This window comes from Rhodopseudomonas palustris HaA2 (assembly GCF_000013365.1).
Classification (GTDB): domain Bacteria; phylum Pseudomonadota; class Alphaproteobacteria; order Rhizobiales; family Xanthobacteraceae; genus Rhodopseudomonas; species Rhodopseudomonas palustris_J.
Window position 1 is genome coordinate 5,097,508 of record NC_007778.1, and the last position, 22,873, is coordinate 5,120,380.

Annotated in this window: 21 protein-coding genes and 1 tRNA gene; 11 read left to right on the forward strand and 11 right to left on the reverse strand. The window is 65.5% G+C overall.

Annotated elements, in window-relative coordinates; all coding sequences use genetic code 11:
* The first annotated feature begins 70 nt into the window (after positions 1-70).
* The gene (locus RPB_RS24985; RefSeq protein ID WP_198135139.1) at positions 71-220 is read left to right on the forward strand and encodes a hypothetical protein; all 150 of its coding nucleotides are present in this window, start codon (positions 71-73) and stop codon (positions 218-220) included.
* Positions 221-345: 125 nt separating this feature from the next.
* Here the strand turns inward: RPB_RS24985 and RPB_RS22710 are convergent, their stop codons facing one another.
* From RPB_RS22710 to RPB_RS22720, 3 genes are read right to left on the reverse strand one after another with little or no spacing between them, the layout of a single operon-like run.
* Positions 346-2,625 carry a xanthine dehydrogenase family protein molybdopterin-binding subunit gene (locus tag RPB_RS22710; RefSeq protein ID WP_198135194.1) on the reverse strand — a complete coding sequence of 760 codons (2,280 nt, stop codon included), beginning with the start codon at positions 2,623-2,625 and terminating at the stop codon, positions 346-348.
* 50 nt (positions 2,626-2,675) lie between these two features.
* Positions 2,676-3,662, reverse strand: coding sequence for an FAD binding domain-containing protein (locus RPB_RS22715; protein WP_011443378.1), 987 nt, complete (start codon positions 3,660-3,662; stop codon positions 2,676-2,678).
* Positions 3,659-4,195, reverse strand: a complete 537-nt coding sequence (locus RPB_RS22720; RefSeq protein WP_011443379.1) for a 2Fe-2S iron-sulfur cluster-binding protein — start codon at positions 4,193-4,195, stop codon at positions 3,659-3,661. Before RPB_RS22720 ends, RPB_RS22715 begins: the two co-directional genes overlap by 4 nt.
* A gap of 218 nt (positions 4,196-4,413) precedes the next feature.
* On the opposite strand from RPB_RS22720, the gene RPB_RS22725 reads away from it, so the two are divergent.
* Positions 4,414-5,022 carry a TetR/AcrR family transcriptional regulator gene (locus RPB_RS22725; RefSeq protein WP_011443380.1) on the forward strand — a complete coding sequence of 203 codons (609 nt, stop codon included), beginning with the start codon at positions 4,414-4,416 and terminating at the stop codon, positions 5,020-5,022.
* Positions 5,023-5,108: 86 nt separating this feature from the next.
* Here RPB_RS22725 and RPB_RS22730 read toward each other — a convergent pair.
* Positions 5,109-5,183: transfer RNA gene (locus RPB_RS22730), tRNA-Val, on the reverse strand.
* Positions 5,184-5,256: 73 nt separating this feature from the next.
* Positions 5,257-5,616, reverse strand: a complete 360-nt coding sequence (gene cpdR, locus RPB_RS22735) for a cell cycle two-component system response regulator CpdR (RefSeq protein ID WP_011443381.1) — start codon at positions 5,614-5,616, stop codon at positions 5,257-5,259.
* Between the two features lie 285 nt (positions 5,617-5,901).
* Between cpdR and RPB_RS22740 the strand changes: the two genes are divergently transcribed.
* Both RPB_RS22740 and hisN read left to right on the forward strand, forming a co-directional pair.
* Positions 5,902-6,789 carry an N-formylglutamate amidohydrolase gene (locus RPB_RS22740; RefSeq protein ID WP_011443382.1) on the forward strand — a complete coding sequence of 296 codons (888 nt, stop codon included), beginning with the start codon at positions 5,902-5,904 and terminating at the stop codon, positions 6,787-6,789.
* Between the two features lie 604 nt (positions 6,790-7,393).
* Complete coding sequence (hisN, locus tag RPB_RS22745) at positions 7,394-8,176, forward strand: histidinol-phosphatase (protein ID WP_011443383.1); 783 nt, start codon at positions 7,394-7,396, stop codon at positions 8,174-8,176.
* Between the two features lie 10 nt (positions 8,177-8,186).
* Here hisN and RPB_RS22750 read toward each other — a convergent pair whose 3' ends face one another.
* The gene (locus RPB_RS22750) at positions 8,187-9,080 is read right to left on the reverse strand and encodes a LysR family transcriptional regulator (RefSeq protein ID WP_011443384.1); all 894 of its coding nucleotides are present in this window, start codon (positions 9,078-9,080) and stop codon (positions 8,187-8,189) included.
* A gap of 87 nt (positions 9,081-9,167) precedes the next feature.
* Here RPB_RS22750 and RPB_RS22755 point away from each other — a divergent pair, with 87 nt between their 5' ends.
* A complete protein-coding gene (locus RPB_RS22755) occupies positions 9,168-9,920 on the forward strand; it encodes a sulfite exporter TauE/SafE family protein (RefSeq protein WP_041798434.1) in 753 nt (250 codons plus the stop codon).
* 7 nt (positions 9,921-9,927) lie between these two features.
* Here the strand turns inward: RPB_RS22755 and RPB_RS22760 are convergent, their stop codons facing one another.
* Positions 9,928-10,563, reverse strand: a complete 636-nt coding sequence (locus tag RPB_RS22760; protein WP_011443386.1) for a LysE family translocator — start codon at positions 10,561-10,563, stop codon at positions 9,928-9,930.
* A gap of 199 nt (positions 10,564-10,762) precedes the next feature.
* Here RPB_RS22760 and RPB_RS22765 point away from each other — a divergent pair, with 199 nt between their 5' ends.
* Both RPB_RS22765 and RPB_RS24385 read left to right on the forward strand, forming a co-directional pair.
* Positions 10,763-12,157 (forward strand): lytic murein transglycosylase, encoded by a 1,395-nt coding sequence (locus RPB_RS22765; RefSeq protein WP_011443387.1) that lies wholly within the window; start codon positions 10,763-10,765, stop codon positions 12,155-12,157.
* A 573-nt stretch (positions 12,158-12,730) separates the two neighbouring features.
* On the forward strand, positions 12,731-13,705 hold the full coding sequence (locus RPB_RS24385; protein WP_245258280.1) for a hypothetical protein: 975 nt from the start codon (positions 12,731-12,733) through the stop codon (positions 13,703-13,705).
* Here the strand turns inward: RPB_RS24385 and RPB_RS24770 are convergent.
* Positions 13,692-14,909, reverse strand: coding sequence for an aminotransferase class I/II-fold pyridoxal phosphate-dependent enzyme (locus RPB_RS24770; RefSeq protein ID WP_198135141.1), 1,218 nt, complete (start codon positions 14,907-14,909; stop codon positions 13,692-13,694). The genes RPB_RS24385 and RPB_RS24770 overlap by 14 nt on opposite strands.
* Before the next feature lie 172 nt (positions 14,910-15,081).
* On the opposite strand from RPB_RS24770, the gene RPB_RS22775 reads away from it, so the two are divergent.
* The 3 genes from RPB_RS22775 to RPB_RS22785 all read left to right on the forward strand — a co-directional run bounded on the left by RPB_RS22775 (position 15,082) and on the right by RPB_RS22785 (position 18,977).
* Positions 15,082-16,014 (forward strand): tyrosine-type recombinase/integrase, encoded by a 933-nt coding sequence (locus RPB_RS22775; RefSeq protein ID WP_011443390.1) that lies wholly within the window; start codon positions 15,082-15,084, stop codon positions 16,012-16,014.
* A gap of 260 nt (positions 16,015-16,274) precedes the next feature.
* Positions 16,275-17,186 (forward strand): 4-hydroxy-tetrahydrodipicolinate synthase family protein, encoded by a 912-nt coding sequence (locus RPB_RS22780; RefSeq protein WP_011443391.1) that lies wholly within the window; start codon positions 16,275-16,277, stop codon positions 17,184-17,186.
* 168 nt (positions 17,187-17,354) lie between these two features.
* Entirely contained in the window at positions 17,355-18,977 is a 1,623-nt protein-coding gene (locus RPB_RS22785; protein WP_011443392.1) for an SGNH/GDSL hydrolase family protein, read from the forward strand.
* A 21-nt stretch (positions 18,978-18,998) separates the two neighbouring features.
* On the opposite strand, the gene RPB_RS22790 is transcribed toward RPB_RS22785, so the two are convergent.
* Positions 18,999-19,733 carry an SDR family NAD(P)-dependent oxidoreductase gene (locus RPB_RS22790; protein ID WP_011443393.1) on the reverse strand — a complete coding sequence of 245 codons (735 nt, stop codon included), beginning with the start codon at positions 19,731-19,733 and terminating at the stop codon, positions 18,999-19,001.
* 144 nt (positions 19,734-19,877) lie between these two features.
* On the opposite strand from RPB_RS22790, the gene RPB_RS22795 reads away from it, so the two are divergent.
* Complete coding sequence (locus tag RPB_RS22795; protein ID WP_011443394.1) at positions 19,878-20,654, forward strand: SDR family NAD(P)-dependent oxidoreductase; 777 nt, start codon at positions 19,878-19,880, stop codon at positions 20,652-20,654.
* Positions 20,655-20,721: 67 nt separating this feature from the next.
* Here RPB_RS22795 and RPB_RS24390 read toward each other — a convergent pair whose 3' ends face one another.
* Both RPB_RS24390 and RPB_RS22805 read right to left on the reverse strand, forming a co-directional pair.
* Complete coding sequence (locus RPB_RS24390) at positions 20,722-21,075, reverse strand: endonuclease domain-containing protein (protein WP_011443395.1); 354 nt, start codon at positions 21,073-21,075, stop codon at positions 20,722-20,724.
* A 184-nt stretch (positions 21,076-21,259) separates the two neighbouring features.
* Complete coding sequence (locus RPB_RS22805) at positions 21,260-22,714, reverse strand: glutamate synthase subunit beta (protein WP_011443396.1); 1,455 nt, start codon at positions 22,712-22,714, stop codon at positions 21,260-21,262.
* Positions 22,715-22,873 lie beyond the last annotated feature (159 nt).

Genomic DNA, 22,873 nt, shown 5'->3' on the forward strand with positions numbered 1-22,873 from the left:
TCCGCCGCCTGCGGCACTTCTACGCACCCCCCGCCGCCCCCATCTCCGAACGACCTTCGGAGATGGACGAATGATCGAGATGTATTTCATGCTTCAGCTCGCCCGCAGCCCGCTGCAGGTGATGGCCAAGCGGCTGGTCTGCAAGAGCCTCAGCATCGCCACCCACGGCAAGCGGCAATGCCGCGATTGCACCGGCGTCACGCCGCCCGACGCAGACTGAAGGTCCGGGGCAACGACGCCCCGCTGCAATCGATCCGCTCTCGACAAACGGCCTCCCGCTCGGGAGGCCGTTCGACGTCGGCGTCGACGTTTTCGGACCGGCGGGCCTCGCCGCCGACCCGCAGCTCACAGCAACTTGTCGAGCGTGACCGGCAGATCGCGCACGCGCTTGCCGGTGGCGTTGAAGACCGCGTTGGCGACGGCGGCGCCGACGCCGGTGATGCCGATCTCGCCGATGCCGCGGGCGCCCATCGGGGCGCGCGGATCCGGAATGTCGGTCCAGATCACGTCGATCGCCGGCACATCGAGATGCACCGGGACGTGATAATCGCCGAAGCTCGGATTCATCACCCGGCCGTTGCGGTCGTCGAGCTGGGTCTCCTCCATCAGCGCCAGGCCGAGGCCCATGATGATGCCGCCGCGGAACTGGCTCGCCGCGGTCTTCGGATTGAGGATGCGGCCGCAATCATACGATCCGAGAAAACGCCGGACCCGGACTTCGCCGGTGACGCTGTTGACGCCGACCTCGCAGAACAGCGCGCCGAACGAATGCATCGACCAATGCTGGGTCTCGAGCGGCGCCGAGGCGCTGCCTTCGACGGCGACGTGATCGCGGCCCGAGCGGGTGAGGATCGAGACGTAGCTCTCGTGCCGCGACGGATCGTCGAGCTTGGCGAGGCCGCCATTCACCGTGCCGACCTCGTCGGCGCCCAGCCCCGCCAGCGGCGAGTCGTTGCCGGCGAGCTTGAGCAGCTCGGCGATCAGCACGTGATGCGCGGCGATCACCGAGGCGCCGATCGAGGCGGTCTGCTGCGAGCCGCCGGCGAGCACGACGCCGGGCATCAGCGAGTCGCCATAGGCGAAGCTCACCTGATCGCGCGTGAGCCCAAGGCGTTCGGCAACGACCTGGGTGTGGGCGGTGGCGGTGCCCATTCCCATCTCGTGCGCCGCGACCTCGACCTTGGCCGCGCCGTCACGCGTCAGCGTGATCCGCGCCGCCCCGCCCGGCATCCGGTGATACGGATAGGTCGCGGTGGCGCAGCCCGTGCCGACCAGCCATTCGCCGTCGCGCACGCTGGCGGCGGTCGGGTTGCGTTTCGACCAGCCGAACCGCTCGGCGCCGGCGCGCCACGCCTCGGCGATGTGTCGCGACGAGAACGGCGTGCCTTTCAATGGGTCCTCGTCCGGCTGGTTCAGGATGCGCAGTTCGACCGGGTCCATGCCGAGCGCCACCGCCAGCTCATCGATCGCGGATTCCAGCGCGAAGGTGCCGACGGATTCGCCAGGCGCCCGCATGAAGGTGTTGGCGAGCATGTCGAGCCGCGCCACCTGGACGTCCAGCTTGATGTTCGGCGAACCATAGCTCGACATCGTCGGCAGGATGAACGGCTCAGGCATCACGCTGTGGTTGCTCATCGCCACCGCGCCGGTGTGGATGATGGCGTTGAAGCGGCCGTCCGGATCGGCGCCGAGGGCGACGCGCTGCTCGGTCAGCGTGCGGCCGCCGATCAGGCGATAGACGCCCTCGCGCGAAAGCGCGATCCGGACCGGGCGGCCGGCAAGCTTCGAGGCTGCCGCGCCCAGCACCTGATGCTGCCACAGGCACTTGCCGCCGAAACCGCCGCCGACGAAGGGCGACGTCACACGCACCTGATCCTCGGCGATGCCGAACACTTGGCCCAGCGACCACGCGGTGTGCGACACCGCCTGCGAGGCATCGTGCACGATCAGCCGATCGCCGTCCCACGTCACCGTGGCGGCGTGCGGCTCGATCGCATTGTGATTGTGCCGCGGCGTGGTGTAGGTCTCGTCGACCTTGGCGGCCGAGGCCTTGAACGCCGCGTCGGCCGATCCCTTTTCCACCTTCAGCGGCTGCCCCATGAACAGGGCAGGCTCGGTGCCTTTGCGTTTGGCGGTCGCGAAGCTGGTGATGGCCGCGTCGGATTCGTAAGTGGCGCGGATCAGCGAAACGGCGTAGTCCGCCTGCTCCTGAGTCTCGGCGACCACCACCGCGACCGGCTGCCCGTTCCAGTAGATCCGATCGTCCTGCATGATCGGCAGTTCGTCGCTCCCGCCGGCTTTTTCGGCGGTCATGAACATCGGCATCGGCGCCATGCGCGGGGCGTTGCGATGGGTCATCACCGCGACGACGCCGGGGGCCGCCTCCGCCTGCGTGGTCTCGAGCGACGCGATCCGGCCTTTCGGCACGGTGCTGAATTTCAGCGCGGCATAGACCATGCCGTCGAGCGCGAACTCGGCCGCGAAAGGTGCCGCGCCGCGGACTTTCAGCGGACCGTCGACGCGCGGCACCGAGGCGCCGATCTGGCCGTGCTTGCTGAGGATCAGCGGATCGGGCTGGCCGCCCGGCATCCAGCTGTCGGGCGCCAGCGCGATCACCTTCTCCATCGCGCCTTGCATCGCGCCGCGCATGGCCTGCTTGGTTTCTTCCGCGATCCTCATCGGGCCACTCCTGCCAGTTCGCCGAGCACGGCAATAATGGTGCGCTTTGCCAGTTCGATCTTGAAGCCGTTGTCGCGAAGCGGCACGGCGTCGGCGAGTTCGGCCTCGGCCGCGGCGCGAAACGCCTCGACCGTGGCGGGACCGCCGCGCAGCGCCTGCTCGGCCTTGTGCGCGCGCCACGGCTTGTGCGCGACGCCGCCGAGCGCCAGCCGCAAATCCTTGACGCTGCCGCGCTCGACCTCCACCGCGGCCGCGACCGAGACCAGCGCGAACGCGTAGCTCGAGCGGTCGCGCACCTTGCGATAGGTCGAGCGCGCCGCGATCGGCTGCGCCGGCAGTTCGATCGCGGTGATCAGTTCGCCGGGCCGCAGCATGGTTTCGAGGTCCGGCCGATCGCCCGGCAGCCGATGGACGTCGTTGAACGGCAACGTGCGCTGGCCGCCGCTGCCGGCGAGATGCACCACCGCATCGAGCGCGGCGAGCGCCACGCACATGTCCGACGGATGCGTCGCCACGCACGACTCCGACGCGCCGAGGATGGCGTGGTTGCGGTTGAAGCCGTCGATGGCATCGCAGCCTTGCCCCGGTTGGCGCTTGTTACAGCGCGAGCCGGCATCGTCGTAGAAGTAAGCGCAGCGCGTCCGCTGCAGCAGATTGCCGCCGACCGTCGCCATGTTGCGGATCTGCGCCGAGGCGCCCGCCAGAATGGCGCGCGACAGCATCGGATAGCGCGTCCGCACGGCGCGGTGCTCGGCCAGCGCGGTGTTGCGCACCGCCGCGCCGATCAGCAGGCCGCCGTCGTCGCGCGCGGTGATCTCGGCCGGCAGACCGGTGATATCGACCAGCGCCGCCGGGCGCTCGATCGTTTCCCGCATCAGGTCGATCAGATTGGTGCCGCCGCCGAGAAACTTGGTCTGCACGCCGGCGCCGGCCCGCAGCGCTTCGGCGACATCGCCGGCCCGGGAATAATCGAAAGGAGTCATTCCGCAGCCTCCGCATAGGTTTCGCTGATCGCATCGATGATGCCGTTGTGCGCGCCGCAGCGGCACAGATTGCCGCTCATCCGCTCGCGGACTTCGTCGTGGCTGAACGCCATGTGTTCGCTGCCGAGGTCCTGCGTGACGTGGCTCGGCAGGCCGCGCTTCAGCTCGGCCGCCATGCCGATTGCGGAGCAGATCTGGCCCGGCGTGCAATAGCCGCACTGAAAGCCGTCATGATCGATGAAGGCCTGCTGCAACCGATGCAGCCCGTGGTCGTCGGCGAGGCCCTCGATCGTCGTGACGCCGCGCCCCGCATATTGCACGGCGAGCGTCAGGCACGAGACGATGCGCTCGCCGTCGACCAGCACGGTGCAGGCGCCGCAGGCGCCCTGGTTGCAGCCCTTCTTGGTGCCGTGGAGATGCAGGGTCTCGCGCAGCAGGTCGAGCAGGGAGACGCGGGGATCGGACGGGACCGGGCAGTCGACTCCATTGATCCGGATCGATCCGGCTGAAGCAGCACTTCGATCGGCGGTCATGTGGTCTCCTTCGAGGATGTTTTGATACAAAGGCGCAGCCGGCGGCATCCGCCGCATCGCTGCACGGGACGGAGAAAGCGCTAACCGCGAAGCGGCTTATTGGTTCTGGGCCTGGGTTGCTGGCACCGATGCTGCGTAGCCCGGCAGGCATCGATGTGAGATAACGGACCGGCAACTCCTTATACGGAACATTGTTCCGTTTATCAAGAGGTATTCTCGTGTCCGAAAAGCCGCCGCCGAAAGGCACGCCGCGGCGGGTCCGCGCGGATGCGCAGCGCAATCTGAAGACGCTGCTCGACGCGGCGCTGACGGTGTTTGCGACCTCCGGGGTGGAAGCGCCGGTGCGGGAGATCGCCGAGAAGGCCGGCGTCGGCATCGGCACGCTGTATCGCCACTTCCCACAGCGGTCGGACCTGATCGTCGCGGTGTTTCGCAACGGGGTCGATGCCTGCGCGGGGGCGGCAGCGGAGCTGGCCGCGTCGCATGCGCCGTTCGAAGCGCTCAGCCTCTGGATGCAACGCTATGTCGACTTCGTGGCCACCAAACGCGGGCTCGCCGCGGCGCTGTATTCGGGCGACCCGGCCTATGACAGCCTGCCGGCCTATTTCGAGCAGAAGCTACGGCCGGCGCTGCAGGCGCTGCTGGATGCGGCCGGTGCGGCCGGCGAGATCCGGCGCGACATCGAACCGTTCGATCTGCTGAAGGCGGTGGCGCAGCTCTGCACCTCGGCACCCGGCGGCGACCCGGCGCATACGCGCCGCATGGTCGGCCTGCTGATCGACGGGCTGCGCTACCGCGCCGGAAGCGCGGCCGAACCGGGCAGATGACCACGCAAGCGGAGGATCGGTGGGTCTGCGTCCGAATCGTCGGCCGGGGATGAGACGGCAGTCCCGCCAGAGGATTCCGGCAGGGATGGTGGGCGCGACAGGGATCGAACCTGTGACCCCCTCGATGTCAACGAGGTGCTCTCCCGCTGAGCTACGCGCCCTAAACGCCGTCGAAGTCGGGACGCGTCCCTATATCGGCTCCTGAGGAGCTAGGCAAGGACGCGAAAGAAGGAATTAGGCGGCCAACATCTTGTTCACTTCGCTGACCAATTCGCGCAGATGCACGGGCTTGGACAGGACCTTGGCGTTTTTCGGCGCTTCCGAATCCGAATTCAGCGCCACCGCGGCAAAACCGGTGATGAACATGATCTTGATGTCGGGGTCGAGTTCCGAAGCGCGCCGAGCCAGTTCGATGCCGTCCATCTCCGGCATCACGATGTCGGTCAGCAGCATCTCGAAGGGCTCTTCGCGCAACCGCTGATAGGCCGACATGCCGTTGTCGAAGGAGGACACCTGAAATCCGGCGTTTTCCAGCGCCTTCACCAGGAACCGGCGCATGTCGTTGTCGTCTTCGGCGAGGAGAATCTTGTGCATGGGGCTGGCTTCAATCCGGATCGGAGAACTACGATTCAGTTAGACGGCGTCTCGGTAAATTTCGGGTGAAGTTTCCGCCGCGGGCCTTTCGCAGGTCAAATCGATTCTGCGCCCGATCCCCCGGCGAAGCAACAATCCGCGGCACTTTCCGCGACGACGCCCGTTAGCCCCGGCTTGGAATGATTTTGCTTGGCACGACCGGAGCGAACGCCGACAATCGTTCAAGATATCACCGCAGGGTTGTGGCGAGCCGGAGGTCGGCGATTTGACGGACGACGGACAACGATGACCGGCTTCGACGACGAATTCTCGCCGGCCTTTGCGATCGCCGAGCCGGCGGTCTGGCGTGCTCCGATCATTTTCAATTCGCCGCATTCCGGTTCGGTGTATCCGGACGCCTTCCTCGACGCTTCCCGGATCGACCTCGAGGCGCTGCGGCGCTCCGAGGACTCGTTCATGGACGAGTTGATCGACCATCTTTACGACCGCGGCTTTCCGGTGGTCCGGGTGCATTTTCCGCGGTCCTATATCGACGTCAATCGCGAACCCTACGAACTCGATCCCCGCATGTTCCACGGCCGGCTGCCGAGTTTCGCCAACACCCGCTCGATGCGGGTCGCCGGGGGGCTCGGCACGATTCCGCGCATGGTCGGCGACGGCCAGGAGATCTATCGCGAGCGGATTCCGGTCGACGAGGCGCTCGGCCGGATCGAGACGCTGTACAAGCCGTATCATCGCGCGCTGCGCCGGCTGGTGAACAAGGCGCACCAGAGCTGGGGCACGGTGATCCTGGTCGATTGCCATTCGATGCCGTCGGTCGGCGTCGCCCGTGACGAGCCGCGACGGCCCGACATCGTGATCGGCGACCGCTACGGCACCAGCTGCGCGCCGCTGATTCCCGCTTTGGTCGAGGAAACGTTGGCGGCGCGAGGCTATTCGGTCGGCCGCAACAAGCCCTATGCGGGCGGCTTCATCACCGAGCACTATGGCGACCCGTCGAACGGCCTGCACGCCGTGCAGGTCGAACTCAACCGCGCGATCTATATGGACGAACGGTTGCGCCAGCGCAGCGAGCGCTTCGAGCGGGTCGCCGAGGATTTCACCGTGCTGGCCGACGCGCTCGCCACGATTCCGCAGGCCGATCTCGGACCGTTGCAGACCGCTGCAGAGTAACAAGCATCATGCGCGGGCCGGTGATGCAGACTGATGGCGCCGGCCGGCATGGCGGCGACGACACATGCCGACGAGGCGCTGGCCGACGAAGCGCGGACTGACAAGACTCGCTGACAGTCGCGCGGCGCGCAAAAGGCCAAAAGAAAAAAGGGCCGCTTGCGATGGCAAGCGGCCCAAGTCTAGGGAGGAAACGCCCAAGGAGGGCAGCGATAGCGCGAGGCGCTACCGCACCGCAACAATGTGCGACCGCGGCGCACAAAGCGCAAGTGTTTTCGCGCCGTTTTCCATGCAAAAAACGCATGTCAGAGCACCAGATACGCACTTGGGGACGCTCAATTTCTTTGAGCCAAATCAATGAGATAAAATCGATTCCCGCGTTCCGCCTGCGACAAAACAGCATGGGTTCCAGCTGCTGTTGCGGCCGCCAAGCCGGCCTAAAACGAACCGATCGCAATGCCATCCGAAAAATGTGAATGGCGCGTGCGAAGGATGGTTCAACCTCTGGACCGCGGCTCAGCAGCCATAATAAGTGAGGCGGACGGGCGGGGTTTCAGGCAAGCCTAGGACCTCGTGCAGTGTAACCCCAGACTGACAAGGAACGCCCGTGACGGTCATCGATTTCGCCGCCTTTATCGGACGCCTCGCAACGTCGTCCGGCGACACCATCCTGCCGTTCTTTCGCACCTCGCTGACGATCGACAACAAGCAGCCGGGACGCGACTTCGATCCGGTGACCGAGGCCGACCGCGCCGGCGAGGCGGTGATGCGCCGGCTGATCAAGGCGAGCTTCCCGCAGCACGGCATCGTCGGCGAGGAATTCGGCAACGAGCGCGAGGACGCCGATTACGTCTGGGTGCTCGATCCGATCGACGGCACCAAATCCTTCATCGCCGGCTTTCCGGTGTGGGGCACGCTGATCGCGCTGCTGCACAAGGGAACGCCGGTCTACGGCATGATGCATCAGCCCTTCATCGGCGAGCGCTTCACCGGGGACAATGGTTCGGCATCGTACAAGGGCCCGTCCGGCGAGCGCCGCCTGACGGTGCGGCGCTGCGCGACGCTGAAGGACGCGACGCTGTTCACCACCTCGCCGCTGCTGATGAACGACACCGACCGCGCCACCTTCGAGCGGGTGCAGGCCGAGACCCGGCTGACCCGGTTCGGCGGCGACTGCTATGCCTATTGCATGCTGGCGGCGGGCCAGCTCGATCTGGTGATCGAGACCGAACTGAAGCCCTACGACGTCGCGGCGCTGATCCCGATCGTCACCGGCGCGGGCGGCGTCATCACCACCTGGGAAGGCCAGCCGGCGCAGAACGGCGGCCGCATCGTCGCCGCCGGCGACAAGCGCGTCCACGAGGCCGCGATGAAGATCCTCAACGGCTGAGCACCGGCGGTCAGGGCGGCGCCGAGCGGCGCAGATGCGCGACCAGCTGCTGCGCCGGCCGTGGCAGCGCCTTCAGGCTGCGGGCGCAGATCACCAGCTTGCGGCTGGCCCATTCGTCCAGCAGCCGCACCGCCCGAATCCGCATGGTTCTGGCGTTGGCTCTGACCGCGGTCTCCGGCATCACCGCAACGCCGACCCCGGCCTCGACCAGCTGGCACAGGCCGGCGAAATCCCGCAATCGGGCGCGAAACCGCAGCCGCGCGCCGAGCCGCGCCGCCTGCGCGGCGACGTGCGCGTGCAATGCGTTCGGCCCGGAAAGCCCGACGAAATCCCGCTGCAGCACCTCGGCCAAACGGATGCCGCGGCGCTGCGCCAGCGGATCGTGCGGCGGCAGCACCAGCACCAGGCGATCGTCGCAGAACGCAAAGCGCTCCAGCGTGTCCGGCACCGCGGTGTCGACCGCGATGCCGACTTCCGCGGCGCCGGCCGCGATCGCCGCGACGATCTCGGCGCTTTCGCGTTCCTCGACCTCGACGTTGAAATCGGGATGCGCAGCCAGAAATTCAGCCAGCGTCTTCGGCAGATGCTCCGAAAGGCTGGCGGTGTTGGCGAGCAGATGGACGCTGGCCTTCAGGCCCCGCGCATGGGCGGCCAGATCGCCGCGCATCACCTCGACGTCCTGCAGCACCACCCGGGCGTGGCCGAACAGGCTCTCACCCGCCGCCGTCGGCGCCACGCCGCGGCGGCCGCGGCGCAGCAGCGTCACACCGAGCGCCTGCTCCAGCCCGCGGATCCGAGCGCTCGCCGAGGCCAGCGCCAGATGCGCCCGCGCCGCGCCGCCCGTGATGCTGCGCGCCTCCACGACCGCGACGAACAACTGAAGGTCGACCAGGTCGAACCGCATGGCGTCCCCGCTGCCTTCGGATATAGCGAAGGCTGACTCTGGAGCCTCCACATTGTGCCCGGCTACCCATTGCGTCAATGTACCGCGATGCCCGATCCGCTTCTTCTCCTCATCGCCGCCGTGTTTGCCTTCGCCGGCTTCGTCAAGGGCGTCATCGGCCTCGGCCTGCCGACGGTGTCGATCGGCCTGCTCGCGGTGATCATGCCGCCGGCGCAGGCGATCGCGATCGTGATCGTGCCGGCGATCGTCACCAACATCTGGCAGACCTTCGCCGGACCCTATCTGCGCGACATCATCCGCCGGCTGTGGCCGCTGATGCTCGGCACCGTGATCGGCATCCGGCTCGGCTCCGGACTGATGACCGGCCCCTATGCGCGCTACGGCACGCTGGTGCTGGGCGGGCTGCTGGTGATCTACGGCCTACTCGGGCTGAGCAAGATGCGCTTCCATGTCTCCCGCGCGCACGAGAAATGGGTCGGCGGCCCGGTCGGGCTGGTCACCGGCGTGGTCTCGGCCGCGACCGGCGTGCAGGTGATCCCGTCGATGCCCTTCATGCAGGCGATCGGGATGGAGAAGGACGAGCTGGTGCAGGCGCTCGGCGTGTTCTTCACCACGGCGACGCTGGCGCTGGCGTTCAACCTCACCGACGCCGGACTGCTGTCGGTCGCCACCGCGCTGCCCGGCGGGGTCGCGCTGGTCGCCGCCTTCGCCGGCATGTTCGCCGGCCAGGCGGTGCGAACGCGCATGCACCCCGACGTGTTCCGGCGCTGGTTTCTGATCTCGATCATCGGGCTCGGCTGCTATCTGTCCGCCGAGACGCTGGTGAAGATGTTCGGCTGATGCGCGGTCAGCGCGCCTGCATCAGCGCGACGCGCAGGCCGAGCGCCACGAACAGCGCGCCGAGCCCGCGATTGATCCATTGCAGCACCCGGCCGGAGCGGCGCAGCCGATCCGACGCCCGCGCCGCGAACGCCGCCAGCGCCAGGCAATACAGCGTGCCGTTGGCGACGAAGATCAGCCCGAGCACCAGGAACGCCAGCGCCTTGTGAGGCGCCTCGGCATCGACGAATTGCGGCAGGAAGGCCAGGAAGAACAGCGCCACTTTCGGGTTGAGCGCGTTGGTCAGCATGCCCTGGCGGAACACCTGCGCGTGCCGCAGCGTCGGCGCATCGTCCGACGCCGCCGCAAAGCTGGTCGCGCGCGACAGCAGCATGCCGATTCCGAGCCAGACCAGATAGGCTGCGCCGATCAGCTTGACGGCGGTGAAGGCCAGCGTCGAGGCCATCAGCAGCGCCGACAGTCCGACCGCCGCCGCCGTGACGTGCACCAGGCAGCCGGCGCTGACGCCGAGCGCCGCCGCAGCACCGCCGCGCCAACCGAATTGAAGCCCGCGACCGAGGATGAAGGCGGTGTCCGGCCCGGGCGTGACATTGAGCAGCAGCCCGGAGGCGACGAACAGCCAGAAATCGTGAATGCCGAGCATTGCGTGGCGCCAGTGAGACTTGATCTTCCGGCATCTCCATCCGGGAACGGCCCGGCGGTCAAGGCGGATGGCGGGCCGCGAGAACCCGGTCCGCCACCGCACCGCCGACGCCAAAACAACGCCTTGTTAAGCTGATCGAAACCATGACGAGGCCTCCTGACCGCGGGGGCTCTATCGAGCAAGCGGGATCGGACCGAGCATGACGGAAACTGGCAACAGGCTAGCGCGGGTCGCAGGGATGGCCGTACTCGGCGCCGTGCTGCACACGGGCGCCGCGCAGGCGCAGAACCCGTTCGACGTGTTCAATCTGTTCGGCGGCAAGAGCGCCGCGCCGAATGCGCCGCAGCCCGCCAATGTCGGCCCGCAAAAGCCCGCTTCGCAGCAAGGCAGCAGCGCTGCGCCGCCGTGGAGCGGCGAGGACGGCGGCTCCGGCCATCCGACGATGACCGCGCAGGCGATCCGCGAGGCCGCCGCCAATTTCGACAATTGCGTCGCCGGCTTCTGGCCGGACGCTCAGCGCCGCGGCATCTCGCGCGACAGCTTCGCGCGCTTCACCGCGGGGCTGTCGCCCGATCTGCGGCTGATGGACCTGATGGATTCGCAGCCGGAATTCACCAAGGCGATCTGGGAGTATCTCGACATCCTGGTGAACGACAACAGGATGGCGCGGGGCCGCGAGATCCTGGCGCAATACAAGCCGCAATTCGACGCGGTGGAGCGCGCGTATGGCGTCGACCGCTACATCATTGCGTCGATCTGGGGCATCGAGTCGAACTACTCGACCCAGATGGGCGACCGCTATGTGCTGAACTCGACCGCGACGCTGGCCTGCGTCGGCCGCCGCCAAAACTACTTCAAGGACGAATTCCTCACCGCGTTGGAGATCCTGCATCGCGGCGATCTGCGTCCCGAGCAGTTGCGCGGCTCGTGGGCCGGCGCGTTCGGCCCGACGCAGTTCATGCCGACCGCGTTCAAGCGCTTCGCCGTCGACGCCGACGGCGACGGCCGCCGCGACGTCGTCGACAATCCCGCCGACCTGATCGCCTCGACCGCCAACAACCTCAAGAAGGACGGCTGGCAGAGCGGCCAGACCTGGGGCTACGAGGTCGCGGTGCCGCGCGGCTTCGACTACATGAAGGCCGACCGCAAGCAGATGCTGACGCTGGCGCGATGGGAAGAGCTCGGCGTCCGCCGCCCGAACGGCCAGCCGTTCCCGCGCGGCGGCGAAAAGGCCTATCTGCTGGCGCCCGCCGGCGCCGAAGGCCCCGGCTTCCTGATGCTGACCAATTTCCGCGTCATCATGAAGTACAACCCCGCCGAAGCCTATGCGCTGGCGATCGGCCATTTCGCCGACCGCCTGCGCGGCGGTCCGCCCTTCGTCCAGCCCTGGCCGCGCCACGAACGCGTGCTGTCCCGCAGCGAACGCCTCGAACTGCAACAACTCCTCGCCCAACGCGGCTTCTACCGCGGCACCCCCGACGGCCAATTCGGCAGCCTGACGCGGGAAGGACTCCGGAATTTCCAGGCGTCCATTGGGGCCCCGGCGGATGGATTTGCCACGGGGGAGATGCTGGAGAGGTTGAGAGGAAGGTAGCATCCCACGCCGCTGGAAAATTCCCACAACCTCTGGTTATACTGGGCCACGAGATTTTTGAACCACTCCATTTCATAACTCGGAATTATGATCGTGCGCGGAATGCTATTTTCGACTCATGGAGATCAAAACGTTCATGTTCCTGGAGACAGGTTCGAGGCTTTAGGCTTGGCGGACCTAAGGCGAATTCGCTTCTCAGGCAGGGCTCAATCAGAACAGACCTTCGCAGGCAACTTCGTTGAGTGCCTTTTCGACGGCGTCGAGCTTGACAAGATCAACTTCTCGAATTGCGACTGGAAGGATTGTCGAGTTTACAATACCACTTTTATCGACTGCGAACTGGGCGACGCGTCATTCATTACAAACCTGTTCGATCAGTGCAGCTTTATCCAATGCAAGTTTCCAAATACTGGGATCAGCGATTGCAGCTTCCGCAATTGTGTTTTCGAGGACTGTGATCTCAGCAACATCGTAATGAAGTCAAATCGAATCGAGCGATCTCGATTCAGTCGATGCTCAACTTCAAACAGGGTCATTGAGAGTAGCTTACTCATTGACACCTCTTGGAGTGGTATGAATTTGGAAGTTGGTCTGATCCTTGGAAACTTCGGTCTCGAGCGGTCTAATGTTCAGGCCTGCGTACTGTTCGAAAAACAGCCTGACCGCAGCTTGCGGGAAATCACTTGGTCTGACCTCGGTCGTATAGGAGGTCACCGGCCACTGAGCCCCATCGAAACATTCCGTTTGGCATTCTTTGAGACCGGGGACGCAGACGGAGATCCCGACGCACTTGAACAGGCAATCAATCCACGAAATTGGACCAGCGAGGCGATTATAGAGTCGAGCTTCGGAGCTCTACTGAATTCGTTTGCTCAATTTTTGCTGGCGCTATTCGCCGCGAACCGTTTACCCGTCTATGGTCTACTCCGCTTTCACACTCATAATTTTGCACTACTGGAATGGCTGTCAGGGAAGCCCGAGTTTTCATCCCTTTATCAATCTGCCGCGGGCGTCCATCTTTCTGTGACTCGGGAAGTTGACGCTTACGCTAGAGCAGTTCAGGAAATAGTCGACGCTCATACAAACTTGCTCCATATTCGACTTGAAGCAGATGGCCCCCTGGATCCTAGCTATTACGAATCGCTCTTTCGTGAAGCCGATGGCGGGCAGATTCGGGTAGATTGGGTTCGCCCGCGCAATTCTCCGGTAGAAGTCTCCTTAAATTTCTTCGACTATGCAACTTTGCTGTCGATAGTCGCTCTCGTACTCGCAACCCGAACGAAATTTGAACTGTCAAAAATACAGTCAATGGGATGGATAGCGTCTCCACCGACAGGCGATCGAAATGGAGAAGCCGCCAACGGCAAGCAATTGATCGCATTTCGAACAGGCTTCTCTCTCGATCGTCCCTCTGAGTATGAAATTAATGTGCGAACATTACTGCCGCGCTCCTTCCTTTTAGATCTACACCTTTGCTTGAACATCTCTCTGTTCAAGAGGGTCAGAGGGGTGTTGATTGGATTGCTACTGCCACCTAAAGACCCTTGATCACCCGAAGGTCTTCGCCGGCCTCCAGGAGGATTGCTCCCGTTTTCTCGATGTTCTCTGTCGGCGTAAAGTAATTGATCCGTACCGCTTCAAATTCGTCGTCAAATGCAAACCCGATGCTGGACCCCAGCACGATGGGCATTCTTCGGTCTTTGCAGAAACCAAGAAGTGCGCTGCGCTTTCTCGCGTAAGATCCAACGATGCAACTCAGATCTAGCATTATCGCCCCAATATATCCGTTCTCCAGCGGAGTAGGCTGCATCCAAGAACCAAGAGACATAATTTCCAATTTTGCCCGCTCTCGCCGGACTTGTGCGTTCGCGATTCTCAGCATTGTTGGCAATAACATTGGTGTATCAGCAAGCAACGCAACGTTGGATAAGCTGAACCGATCTAATGACGCCCCCGCAGCTTCAAGAATTTCTTCGAAGTTAGATCGCCACTGCGGCGGATGCAATATAACGCTCGCGCGGATTCCGTTGAGGCCAACTCCCTTTACTATTCCTCTGGTTCGAAAGACAGGGCAGCGCATTTGAGAGAGACCTGATGTGACGCTGGGGAACATTTGCTCGGCAGCTTCATCAATCACTAGCATACGCCTTGGCCCCAAGATCTCACCCAAGTGACGTAGCCTTTTGAGGCACTGATTAGAGCCTATCCCAAAGCGCGGCTGAGTAAGCCAAATTGCACAATTCGACCTTGAATATAGGATAGATTCAAATCTCTCTAGGTCAGCTTCGAAACGTTCAGCTCTAAAAGTTGGCAACCGGATGAATTCCATCTTAAGTAGCTCTGCTTGCTGCAGAGTCGCATAATAGGCGGGACTTTCAAACAGAATCGTATCTATCCCCGCTTCTTTAAGGACATATAGAACCGCGAGATTGCAGCTAGAAACGCTCGGGCAGATCGTGATTTCGTCATGCTCAAGCGGGCGGTTCTCCCACTGACCAACAAGGCGAACAATGGACGATCGGGACTCTCCTAGTGAAGCTCCTTCATCAACGGCGTAGTGAATTATGTCGCGCGCTTCAGGGAGATGCAGCGAGAATGAAGCCGCTCCTTCACAAGAAGGATTATACCATCCAGACGGAAAGGCACTCCAAGCTCGAGATTTTAGTATCTCATCGAAATAGTCTCTGTTGATCTTCTCATAGTCGTCGGGCGAGAAATCGCCGCGAACTAAGCTCGATTCTAATGTTCCCATTTGTCTCAATGGCCTTTGCATAATTCCGAGTTATGAAGCAACTCGCCCGCAGAGGCTGCATTCACCCTCTCACTCAACCAATAACCTCAATTCCAGAAATGCCTGCATGCTGCGTAGCGCAGAGCCGATTGATACCTCACAAGTTCTCTGCCCCGGTTGGGCGGAGTGCGGAATGACCCTCAGCAAACCTATCGTGAGCTTTCTCGATCATTGCTCGGTCGAGCGGCAGTTGTCGGACCATACGTTGCAGGCTTACGGCTACGATCTGGCGGATTTTGCCGCGTGGGTGGGGACGCGGCGGCGGAAGGACAAGGCCTTCTCCGCCGGTGCGCCAATCGAGACCGACCACCTGCGCGCCTATCTCGAGCACATGACCGAGCGGAAGCTGTCGGCTGCGACGGTGCGGCGGCGGCTCGCTTGCTTGCGGTCGTTTTTCCGCTACCTGGAAGATCGCGGCACGATGCCCAATCCTTTCGATGGCTGGCGACTGAAGCTGCCGAAGCGCAAGCGGTTGCCGCGGACGCTGTCGCGCGACGAGACCACGCAGCTGCTGAAATCGGCGCGAGCGCCGGGTGCGGCCCGGCATGCAGCACCCGAGTCGCCATCGCTGTGCACCGAAATCCGGCTGATGATCGCCACCGGCATCCGGATCGGCGAACTCTGCAAGATCGCCAGCACCGACGTCTCCAGCGACGGCGCGGCGATCCGGATTCACGGCAAGGGCTCGCGCGACCGGATGGTGTACGTCACCGACAACGGCCTGCGCGCCGAGCTTCGCAAGCTCGCGGTGCTGCGCCAGCGTACGCTCGGCGGCGATGGGCCGCTGTTCCTCAACCGCAACGGCGACAAGCTGCGGCCGCATTCGTTTCGTGCCAAGCTGCGCAATTTTGCGGGGCAAGCCGGCGTCCGCCGCCGCGTCACGCCGCACATGCTTCGCCACACCGCGGCGACGCTGCTGATCGAGAGCGGCGTGGATATCCGGATCGTGCAGCGGCTGCTCGGCCATTCGAGCATCGCCACCACCGAGATCTACACCCACGTCTCCGACGAGGCGCTGCGGTCGACGCTGGCGCGCGCGAACATTCTCGCCGGGCTGGCGCGCTAATCCGCGCCGGCTGCTACGCCATCGCCCATCGGGTGGTTGTTCGCCTCCACAGTTGACAAAACTCCCCTCGCGGGTCCTACTGGCTGCATGATCAACCGCGCCGCTCATCGCAATGATAAATACCGTGCCTCCATCGGGGCCGGAGATGCACGCGCGCGCTAGATCGATACGCAGTTCGCAATCACCCAAAAACCCCGCCGGTTTCGACGGGGTTTTTTGTTGCGCTCCGTCGGCCGGCTCCTCGCGAAGGAGACACCACGATGGAGACCGAATCCGAGCCGCCCAGCGGGCTGTGGCTGCCGCTGATCACGCCGTTTTGCGACGGCGCGCTCGACGCAGCCTCATTGCGCCGGCTGATCGCCCACTATGCGCGGCAGCCGATCGACCGGCTGATCCTCGCCGCCACCACCGGCGAAGGGCTGACGCTCGACGACGACGAAATCGAGCAATTGGTGATGCTGACGGCCGAGGCGCTGGCCGAGGCCGGCCGCGCGCTGCCGGTGTGGCTCGGCCTGTGCGGCAGCGATACGCGCAAACTGGTGCGGACGCTGGCGCGGGTCGCGAACTGGCCGGTCGACGGCTATCTGATCGCCTGCCCGTCCTACTCGCGGCCGTCGCAACAAGGGCTGGTGCTGCATTTCGAGGCGCTGTCGGACGCCGCGACGCGGCCGATCATGATCTACAACATTCCCTATCGGACCGGCGTCAATCTCGGCAACGCGGCGATGCTGCATCTCGCCGCGCGCGACAACATCGTCGGCGTCAAGGATTGCTGCGCCGATACGCGGCAGACCGTCGAACTGCTGCACGACAGGCCGCGCGGCTTCGCCGTGCTGAGCGGCGAGGACGCGCTGTATTTCGGCGCGCTGGTGCGCGGCTGCGACGGCGCGGTGCTGGCCTCGGCGCATATCGAGACCGAGGCCTTCGCCACGGTGCGGCAGCGCATCCTGGCCGACGACCGGCTCGGCGCCTCGATCGCATGGCAGCGGCTCGCCGAAGTCCCGAAGCTGCTGTTCGCCGAGCCATCGCCTGCGGCGCTGAAATACGCGCTGTGGCGGCTGGGGCTGATCGACAGCCCGGAATTGCGGCTGCCGCTGACCGGCATCAGCGACGACCTCGCCAAAGCCCTCGACGCCCGGCTTTTGGCCGCTAAATCCGGTACTTACGCGTGATGCGACGGGCTTGCGCCGGCGCGCCGGCGCGGCCTCCGGAAGTTCGGCCGCGGCCCTTGACGGCGGCGGCTGGAGGCCCGTCTATGCGTCGCGAAGGCTGCCCGGTTGCGGCCCGAATCCGCTAGTATAGGCAGATCTCCTCTTTCCGATGCGAGCGCGGCAAAGCCGATGTCCGACAAGCCGAAATCCCTGCTGACGGCCCTGACCCGACGCGGCCCGCTGCTGGCGATCATGGCGCTGTTGCTGGTCGGCGTCGCCGGGCCGGCCTCGGCGCAGTTTTTCGGCTTCGGCGGGCCGTCGCAACCGCCGCCGCGCCCACAGCGCGGCATCGGCAACGGCGGCGGCGGTTACAACGGCGGCGGCGGCGGTTTCTTCGGCAGCGACGTGTTCGCGCCGTTCCAGCATCAGGCGCCCAAGCGCGCCCCGGTGCGCGAGGATTATTCCCGCGCACCCGCGCCGGACAAGCGCGACGCGGCTTTGACGCCGGAGCGCAACGTCGTGGTGCTGGGCGACGCGATGGCCGACTGGCTCGCTTACGGCCTTGAGCAGGCCTATGCCGAGCAGCCCGACATGGGGGTGATCCGCAAGCACAAGACCGTCTCCGGCCTGCTGCGCTACCAGCCCAAGGGCGAGCCGTCCGACTGGATCGCCGCCGCCCGGGACATCCTCGCCGCCGAGAACCCGGACGCGATCGTGGTGATGCTCGGCCTCAGCGACCGCGTCCCGATCACCGAACCCGTGGCGGAGAAGGACAAGAAGAAGGACGGCAAGGGCAAGCCCGAAGACGCCGACGCCAAGCCTAATGCGAAGCCGGACGACAAGACCGCCGACGGCGCCGCCGACGATGACGACGAGGACGACGACACGCCCCAGATCATGACGCCGGAGAAGGGCAAACGCTCCGGCGTCGCCCAGTTCCGCGACGATCGCTGGATCGAGCTCTACACCAAGAAGCTCGAGGACATGATCGCCGTGCTCAAGACCAAGGGCGTGCCGGTGCTGTGGGTCGGCCTGCCGGCGGTGCGCGGCACCAAATCGACCTCGGACGCGCAGTTCCTCAACGCGCTGTATCGCGACGCCGCCGCCAAGGCGGGAATCACCTATGTCGACGTCTGGGACGGCTTCGTCGACGAGGCCGGGCGCTATGTGCTGCAGGGCCCCGACTTCGAAGGCCAGACCCGCCGGCTGCGCGCCTATGACGGGGTGTATTTCACCAAATCCGGCGCCCGCAAGCTGGCGCATTATGTCGAGCGCGAGATCGCCCGCCTGCTCGCCGCGCGATCCGGGCCGATCGCCCTGCCGACCGATCCCGGCACGCCGGACGCGAGCGCAAAGCCGGACGGCCCGGCGCCGCGGCCGATCGCCGGCCCGATCATGCCGCTGGTGGCGTCCTCGGTCTCGACCGAGCGCCTGCTGGGCGGCCCCGGCGTCGCGCCGGCGCCGGTCGATGCGCTGGTGGCGCGCACGCTGGTGAAGGGCGAGCCGCTCGCCGCCCCGGCCGGTCGCGCCGACGACTACGCCTGGCCGCGCCGCGAGATCGTGGTCGAGCGCGCGCAGGAGCCGCCGCCGCCGAAGAGCGCGGCGCCGGTGGCGAGCAACGCACCGGGCAGCGCCGCGCCGGGTGCGAGCGGCCAGCCGCAACCGCAGAAGCGCATCGCCCGCGCCGCGCCGCCACCGCCGCCCGCCGCCTCCGGCTTCTTCGGCTTCGCGCCGGCGCAGCCCCAGCCGCAGATGCGCCGCGCGCCCCCGCCGCCGCCGCCCGCGTCGGGATTCTTCTCGATCTTCCGCTGATCGTTTCGGGCGTTCGCGCAGCTACAAAATCAGCCCGCCATCGACCACCAGGGTCTGGCCGAGCACGTAGGACGACAACGGCGAGGCGAGAAACAACGCCGCGCCGGCCATCTCCTGCGGCGTGCCGAGCCGCCGCATCGGAATGCCCTCGATGGCGCCGGCGAGCCGCTTCGGATTGGCGGTGGTGACCTTGGTCATTTTGGTATCGACCAGGCCGGGCGCGATGCCGTTGACGCGGATGCCGTCCTCGGCCCAGGCCTGCGCCAGCGTCCGGGTCAGCCCCATCGCGCCGGTCTTCGAGGCGTTGTAGGCCGGGTTGCCCTTGGTGGCGTGAAACGCCGCGGTGGATGAGACGATGATCAGCTTGCCGGACGACGCCTTGAGCAGCGGATGAAACTTCACCGCGCAGGCCATCAGGCTGATCAGATTGACCTCCATCACGTGGCGGAAGCCGTCCATCGCGAACTCGCCGCGACGATAGATCACCGCGCCCTGCGCCAGCACCAGCACGTCGAGCCGCTCCAGCGCCGGCGCGAACGCCTCGATCGCCTGTGGCTTGCTGACGTCGAGCTGCGCGTAAGTCAGCCCGCCGAAATCGCTACCGTCTTCGGGTGCGTAGTCGGACGTTTGCGCCCGGGTGCCGGTGACGCAGACTTTCGCGCCGCGCGTGCGAAACGCCTGCGCGATGCCGTTGCCGATGCCGCTCGAGCCGCCGACGATCAGCATCTGCTGGCCGCCAAAATCGAGATCGTTCATCGCGGTTTCTCCCTTGTTGTCGTGTCGCGGCTCTGACGGCGCGCGTTTGACCTGTGTCCCAATCGATGCGAGCCTTGTCAATCGGAGCCGGACCGCGACGCGCGTCCGCGCAATTCCGCAACAAGAAACAACCGGAGGAAACCGATGAGCTACAAACCCCTCAGCCGTTCCGTCGAAGGCCTGCGCGTGCTGATCACGGGTGCTGCGAGCGGCATGGGCCGCGCCACCGCGCATGTGTTCGCCGACGAAGGCGCGCGCGTCGCCGTCACCGACGTGACGCGCGACGCCGCGCAGCCGGTGGCCGAGGCGATCCAAGCGCGCGGCGGCGACGCGACCGCGTTCGCGCTCGATGTCGGCGACGCCGCCGCGATCAAGGCCGGCGTCGACGCGATCGCGCAGGCGCTCGGCGGGCTCGACATCGTCATCAACAATGCCGGCATTTCAGTGCGACTGCCGATCGACGACGACGGCTACGACGCCGGCTGGGACCGCGCGCTCGCGGTGATGCTGAGCGCACATCCGCGCGTGATCCGCGCCGCGCTGCCCTATCTGCGCAAGTCGTCTTCGCCGCGGATCGTCAACATCGCCTCCACCGAAGCGCTCGGCGCCACCGCCGGCCACAGCGCCTATTCGGCCGCGAAGGCCGGCGTCACCGGTCTCACGCGCTCGCTCGCGGTCGAGCTCGGCCCCGAAGGCATCACCGTCAATTGCATCTGCCCGGGTCCGATCACCACCGCGATGACCGACCGCATCAGCGACGACCACAAGCAGAAATACGCCCGCCGCCGCACCGCGCTGCACCGCTACGGCGCCCCGGAAGAAGTCGCCCACATGACGCTGAGCCTGTGCCTCCCCGCCGCGTCGTTCCTCACCGGCGTGGTGATTCCGGTCGACGGGGGATTGATGGCGAGGAATGCGTGAGGGCGACGATCCACTGGTGCGCGGCTTCCTTTCCCTCCCCCTTGTGGGGAGGGTGGACGGCCCGATGCTAATCGGGCCGGACGGGTGGGGGTGGCAACGCGTCGAGGACGGTCTGCATCACACCGTCGAAATGGCGATCGATGTCCGAATTCCAGAACCGGAGAACGCGAAACCCTTCGCCGCGCAGGAATGCGTCACGCTGCTGATCGGCAGCGATACCGTCTGGCATCCCGTGCTGGCCGCCGTCCGCCTCGATGACGATCTTTGCGCCGAAGCAGACGAAATCGACAATGTAGCGACCGATCGGGGCCTGTCGGCGGAAGTGATAGCCGCGAGACTTCAACTGGCGGAGTTGCACCCACAGCCGGGCTTCCTGCGGAGTGAGGCGTTTGCGGAGGGTTCGGGCGGTAGCAATCGGCACGGCTGATCTCTCGGCTGATCAGCAAGGGTCGATCAAGTTCCGCAAACGGTCAATGCTGCGAGATGGTCGTCGGTGCGGTGACGCTGGCGCCCTGCCCGCGGCCCCCCACCCGTCCCGGCTTCGCTGCGCTACGCCGGGCCACCCTCCCCACAAGGGGGAGGGAGAAGTAAGGGGCCGTCCCCCCTTACTTCGGCAGCGTCGTGCTTCCCATCAGGAACTGATCGATCGCCCGGGCGCACAGGCGGCCTTCGCGGATCGCCCAGACGACCAGCGACTGGCCGCGGCGCATGTCGCCGGCGGCGAAGACTTTGTCGACCGAGGTGGTGAAGTGCGACAGGTCGGCGCTGACATTGCCGCGCGGGTCGAGGGCGACGCCGAGTTTTTCGAGCAGGCCTTGCTTGACCGGCGAGACGAAGCCCATCGCCAGCAGCACCAGATCGGCCTGCAGCGTGAATTCGGTGCCGGGGATCGGCTGGAATTTGGCGTCGACGCGGACGCAATCGAGCTGCTTCACCGCGCCGTTCTCGCCCGTGAAGCTCTGCGTCAGCACCGCGAATTCGCGGACCGCGCCTTCGGCCTGGCTCGACGAGGTGCGCATCTTCATCGGCCAGTTCGGCCAGGTCAGGCCCTTGTCTTCCTTCTCCGGCGGCGCCGCCATGATCTCGATCTGGGTCACCGAGGTGGCGCCCTGACGGATCGAGGTGCCGATGCAGTCCGAGCCGGTGTCGCCGCCGCCGATCACCACGACGTGCTTGCCGGTCGCCAGAATGTCGGCGCCGTTCACCGCTTCGCCGGAGACGCGGCGGTTCTGCTGGGTCAGGAAGTCCATCGCGAAATGGATGCCGGAGAGCTCGCGGCCCGGGATCGGCAGGTCGCGCGGATATTCCGCGCCGCCGGTCAAGGCCACGGCGTCGTACTGCTTCAGCAGCTCGGCCGGATCGACCGCGCCGGCCGCATTGCCGCCGACCGGTGCATTGTAGTGGAAGGTGACGCCTTCGGCTTCCATCTGCGCGACGCGGCGGTCGATCAGATGCTTCTCCATCTTGAAGTCGGGAATGCCGTAGCGCAGCAGGCCGCCGGCCTTGGCGAGCTTCTCATAGACGTGGACGTCATGGCCGGCGCGCGCCAACTGCTGGGCGCAGGCGAGGCCCGCCGGGCCGGCGCCGATCACCGCGACGCTCTGGCCGGTCTTGACCGAGGCGAGCTCGGGCACGAGCCAGCCGTTCTCCCAGGCGCGGTCGACGATGGCGCATTCGATGGTCTTGATGGTGACCGGGTTGTCGTCGATGTTCAGCGTGCACGAGGCTTCGCACGGCGCCGGGCAGATGCGGCCGGTGAATTCCGGGAAGTTGTTGGTGGAGTGCAGGTTGCGCGAGGCCTCCTGCCAATTGCCCTGGTACACCAGATCGTTCCAGTCGGGGATCTGGTTGTTGACCGGGCAGCCCGGCGCGCCCGGCTGCGCCGAGCCGGTGCCGTGGCAATACGGAATGCCGCAATTCATGCAGCGCGCGGCCTGGTCGCCGAGGTCCTTGTCGCTGAGCGGGACGACGAATTCGTTGTAGTTCTTCACCCGCTCGGCGACCGGCGCATAGACCCGATCGTGCCGTTCGATTTCCAGAAATCCCGTGATCTTGCCCATCAGACTACCAACGCCCCTGAACCTTCGAATTCATCCTGAGCCGTCATCCTGAGGCGCTCGCCCGCTTGGGCGAGCCTCGAAGGATGACTGTTCTGCTGCTGTCCCCGCGGCTGTCGCCCTTCGAGGCCGGTGCTGCGCACCGGCGCCTCAGGGTGACGG

Coding starts and splice junctions, on each gene's coding strand:
- RPB_RS22720 (WP_011443379.1), bottom strand. CDS start 4,195: ATGACCGCCGATCGAAGTGCTGCTTCAGCCGGATCGATCCGGATCAAT.
- RPB_RS22805 (WP_011443396.1), bottom strand. CDS start 22,714: ATGGGCAAGATCACGGGATTTCTGGAAATCGAACGGCACGATCGGGTC.
- RPB_RS22795 (WP_011443394.1), top strand. CDS start 19,878: ATGAGCTACAAACCCCTCAGCCGTTCCGTCGAAGGCCTGCGCGTGCTG.
- RPB_RS22755 (WP_041798434.1), top strand. CDS start 9,168: ATGCCCGATCCGCTTCTTCTCCTCATCGCCGCCGTGTTTGCCTTCGCC.
- RPB_RS22790 (WP_011443393.1), bottom strand. CDS start 19,733: ATGAACGATCTCGATTTTGGCGGCCAGCAGATGCTGATCGTCGGCGGC.
- RPB_RS22715 (WP_011443378.1), bottom strand. CDS start 3,662: ATGACTCCTTTCGATTATTCCCGGGCCGGCGATGTCGCCGAAGCGCTG.
- RPB_RS24770 (WP_198135141.1), bottom strand. CDS start 14,909: ATGGGAACATTAGAATCGAGCTTAGTTCGCGGCGATTTCTCGCCCGAC.
- RPB_RS24385 (WP_245258280.1), top strand. CDS start 12,731: ATGAATTTGGAAGTTGGTCTGATCCTTGGAAACTTCGGTCTCGAGCGG.
- RPB_RS22765 (WP_011443387.1), top strand. CDS start 10,763: ATGACGGAAACTGGCAACAGGCTAGCGCGGGTCGCAGGGATGGCCGTA.
- RPB_RS22780 (WP_011443391.1), top strand. CDS start 16,275: ATGGAGACCGAATCCGAGCCGCCCAGCGGGCTGTGGCTGCCGCTGATC.
- RPB_RS22785 (WP_011443392.1), top strand. CDS start 17,355: ATGTCCGACAAGCCGAAATCCCTGCTGACGGCCCTGACCCGACGCGGC.
- RPB_RS22775 (WP_011443390.1), top strand. CDS start 15,082: ATGACCCTCAGCAAACCTATCGTGAGCTTTCTCGATCATTGCTCGGTC.
- cpdR (WP_011443381.1), bottom strand. CDS start 5,616: ATGCACAAGATTCTCCTCGCCGAAGACGACAACGACATGCGCCGGTTC.
- RPB_RS24985 (WP_198135139.1), top strand. CDS start 71: ATGATCGAGATGTATTTCATGCTTCAGCTCGCCCGCAGCCCGCTGCAG.
- RPB_RS22750 (WP_011443384.1), bottom strand. CDS start 9,080: ATGCGGTTCGACCTGGTCGACCTTCAGTTGTTCGTCGCGGTCGTGGAG.
- RPB_RS22760 (WP_011443386.1), bottom strand. CDS start 10,563: ATGCTCGGCATTCACGATTTCTGGCTGTTCGTCGCCTCCGGGCTGCTG.
- RPB_RS22710 (WP_198135194.1), bottom strand. CDS start 2,625: ATGGAGAAGGTGATCGCGCTGGCGCCCGACAGCTGGATGCCGGGCGGC.
- RPB_RS22740 (WP_011443382.1), top strand. CDS start 5,902: ATGACCGGCTTCGACGACGAATTCTCGCCGGCCTTTGCGATCGCCGAG.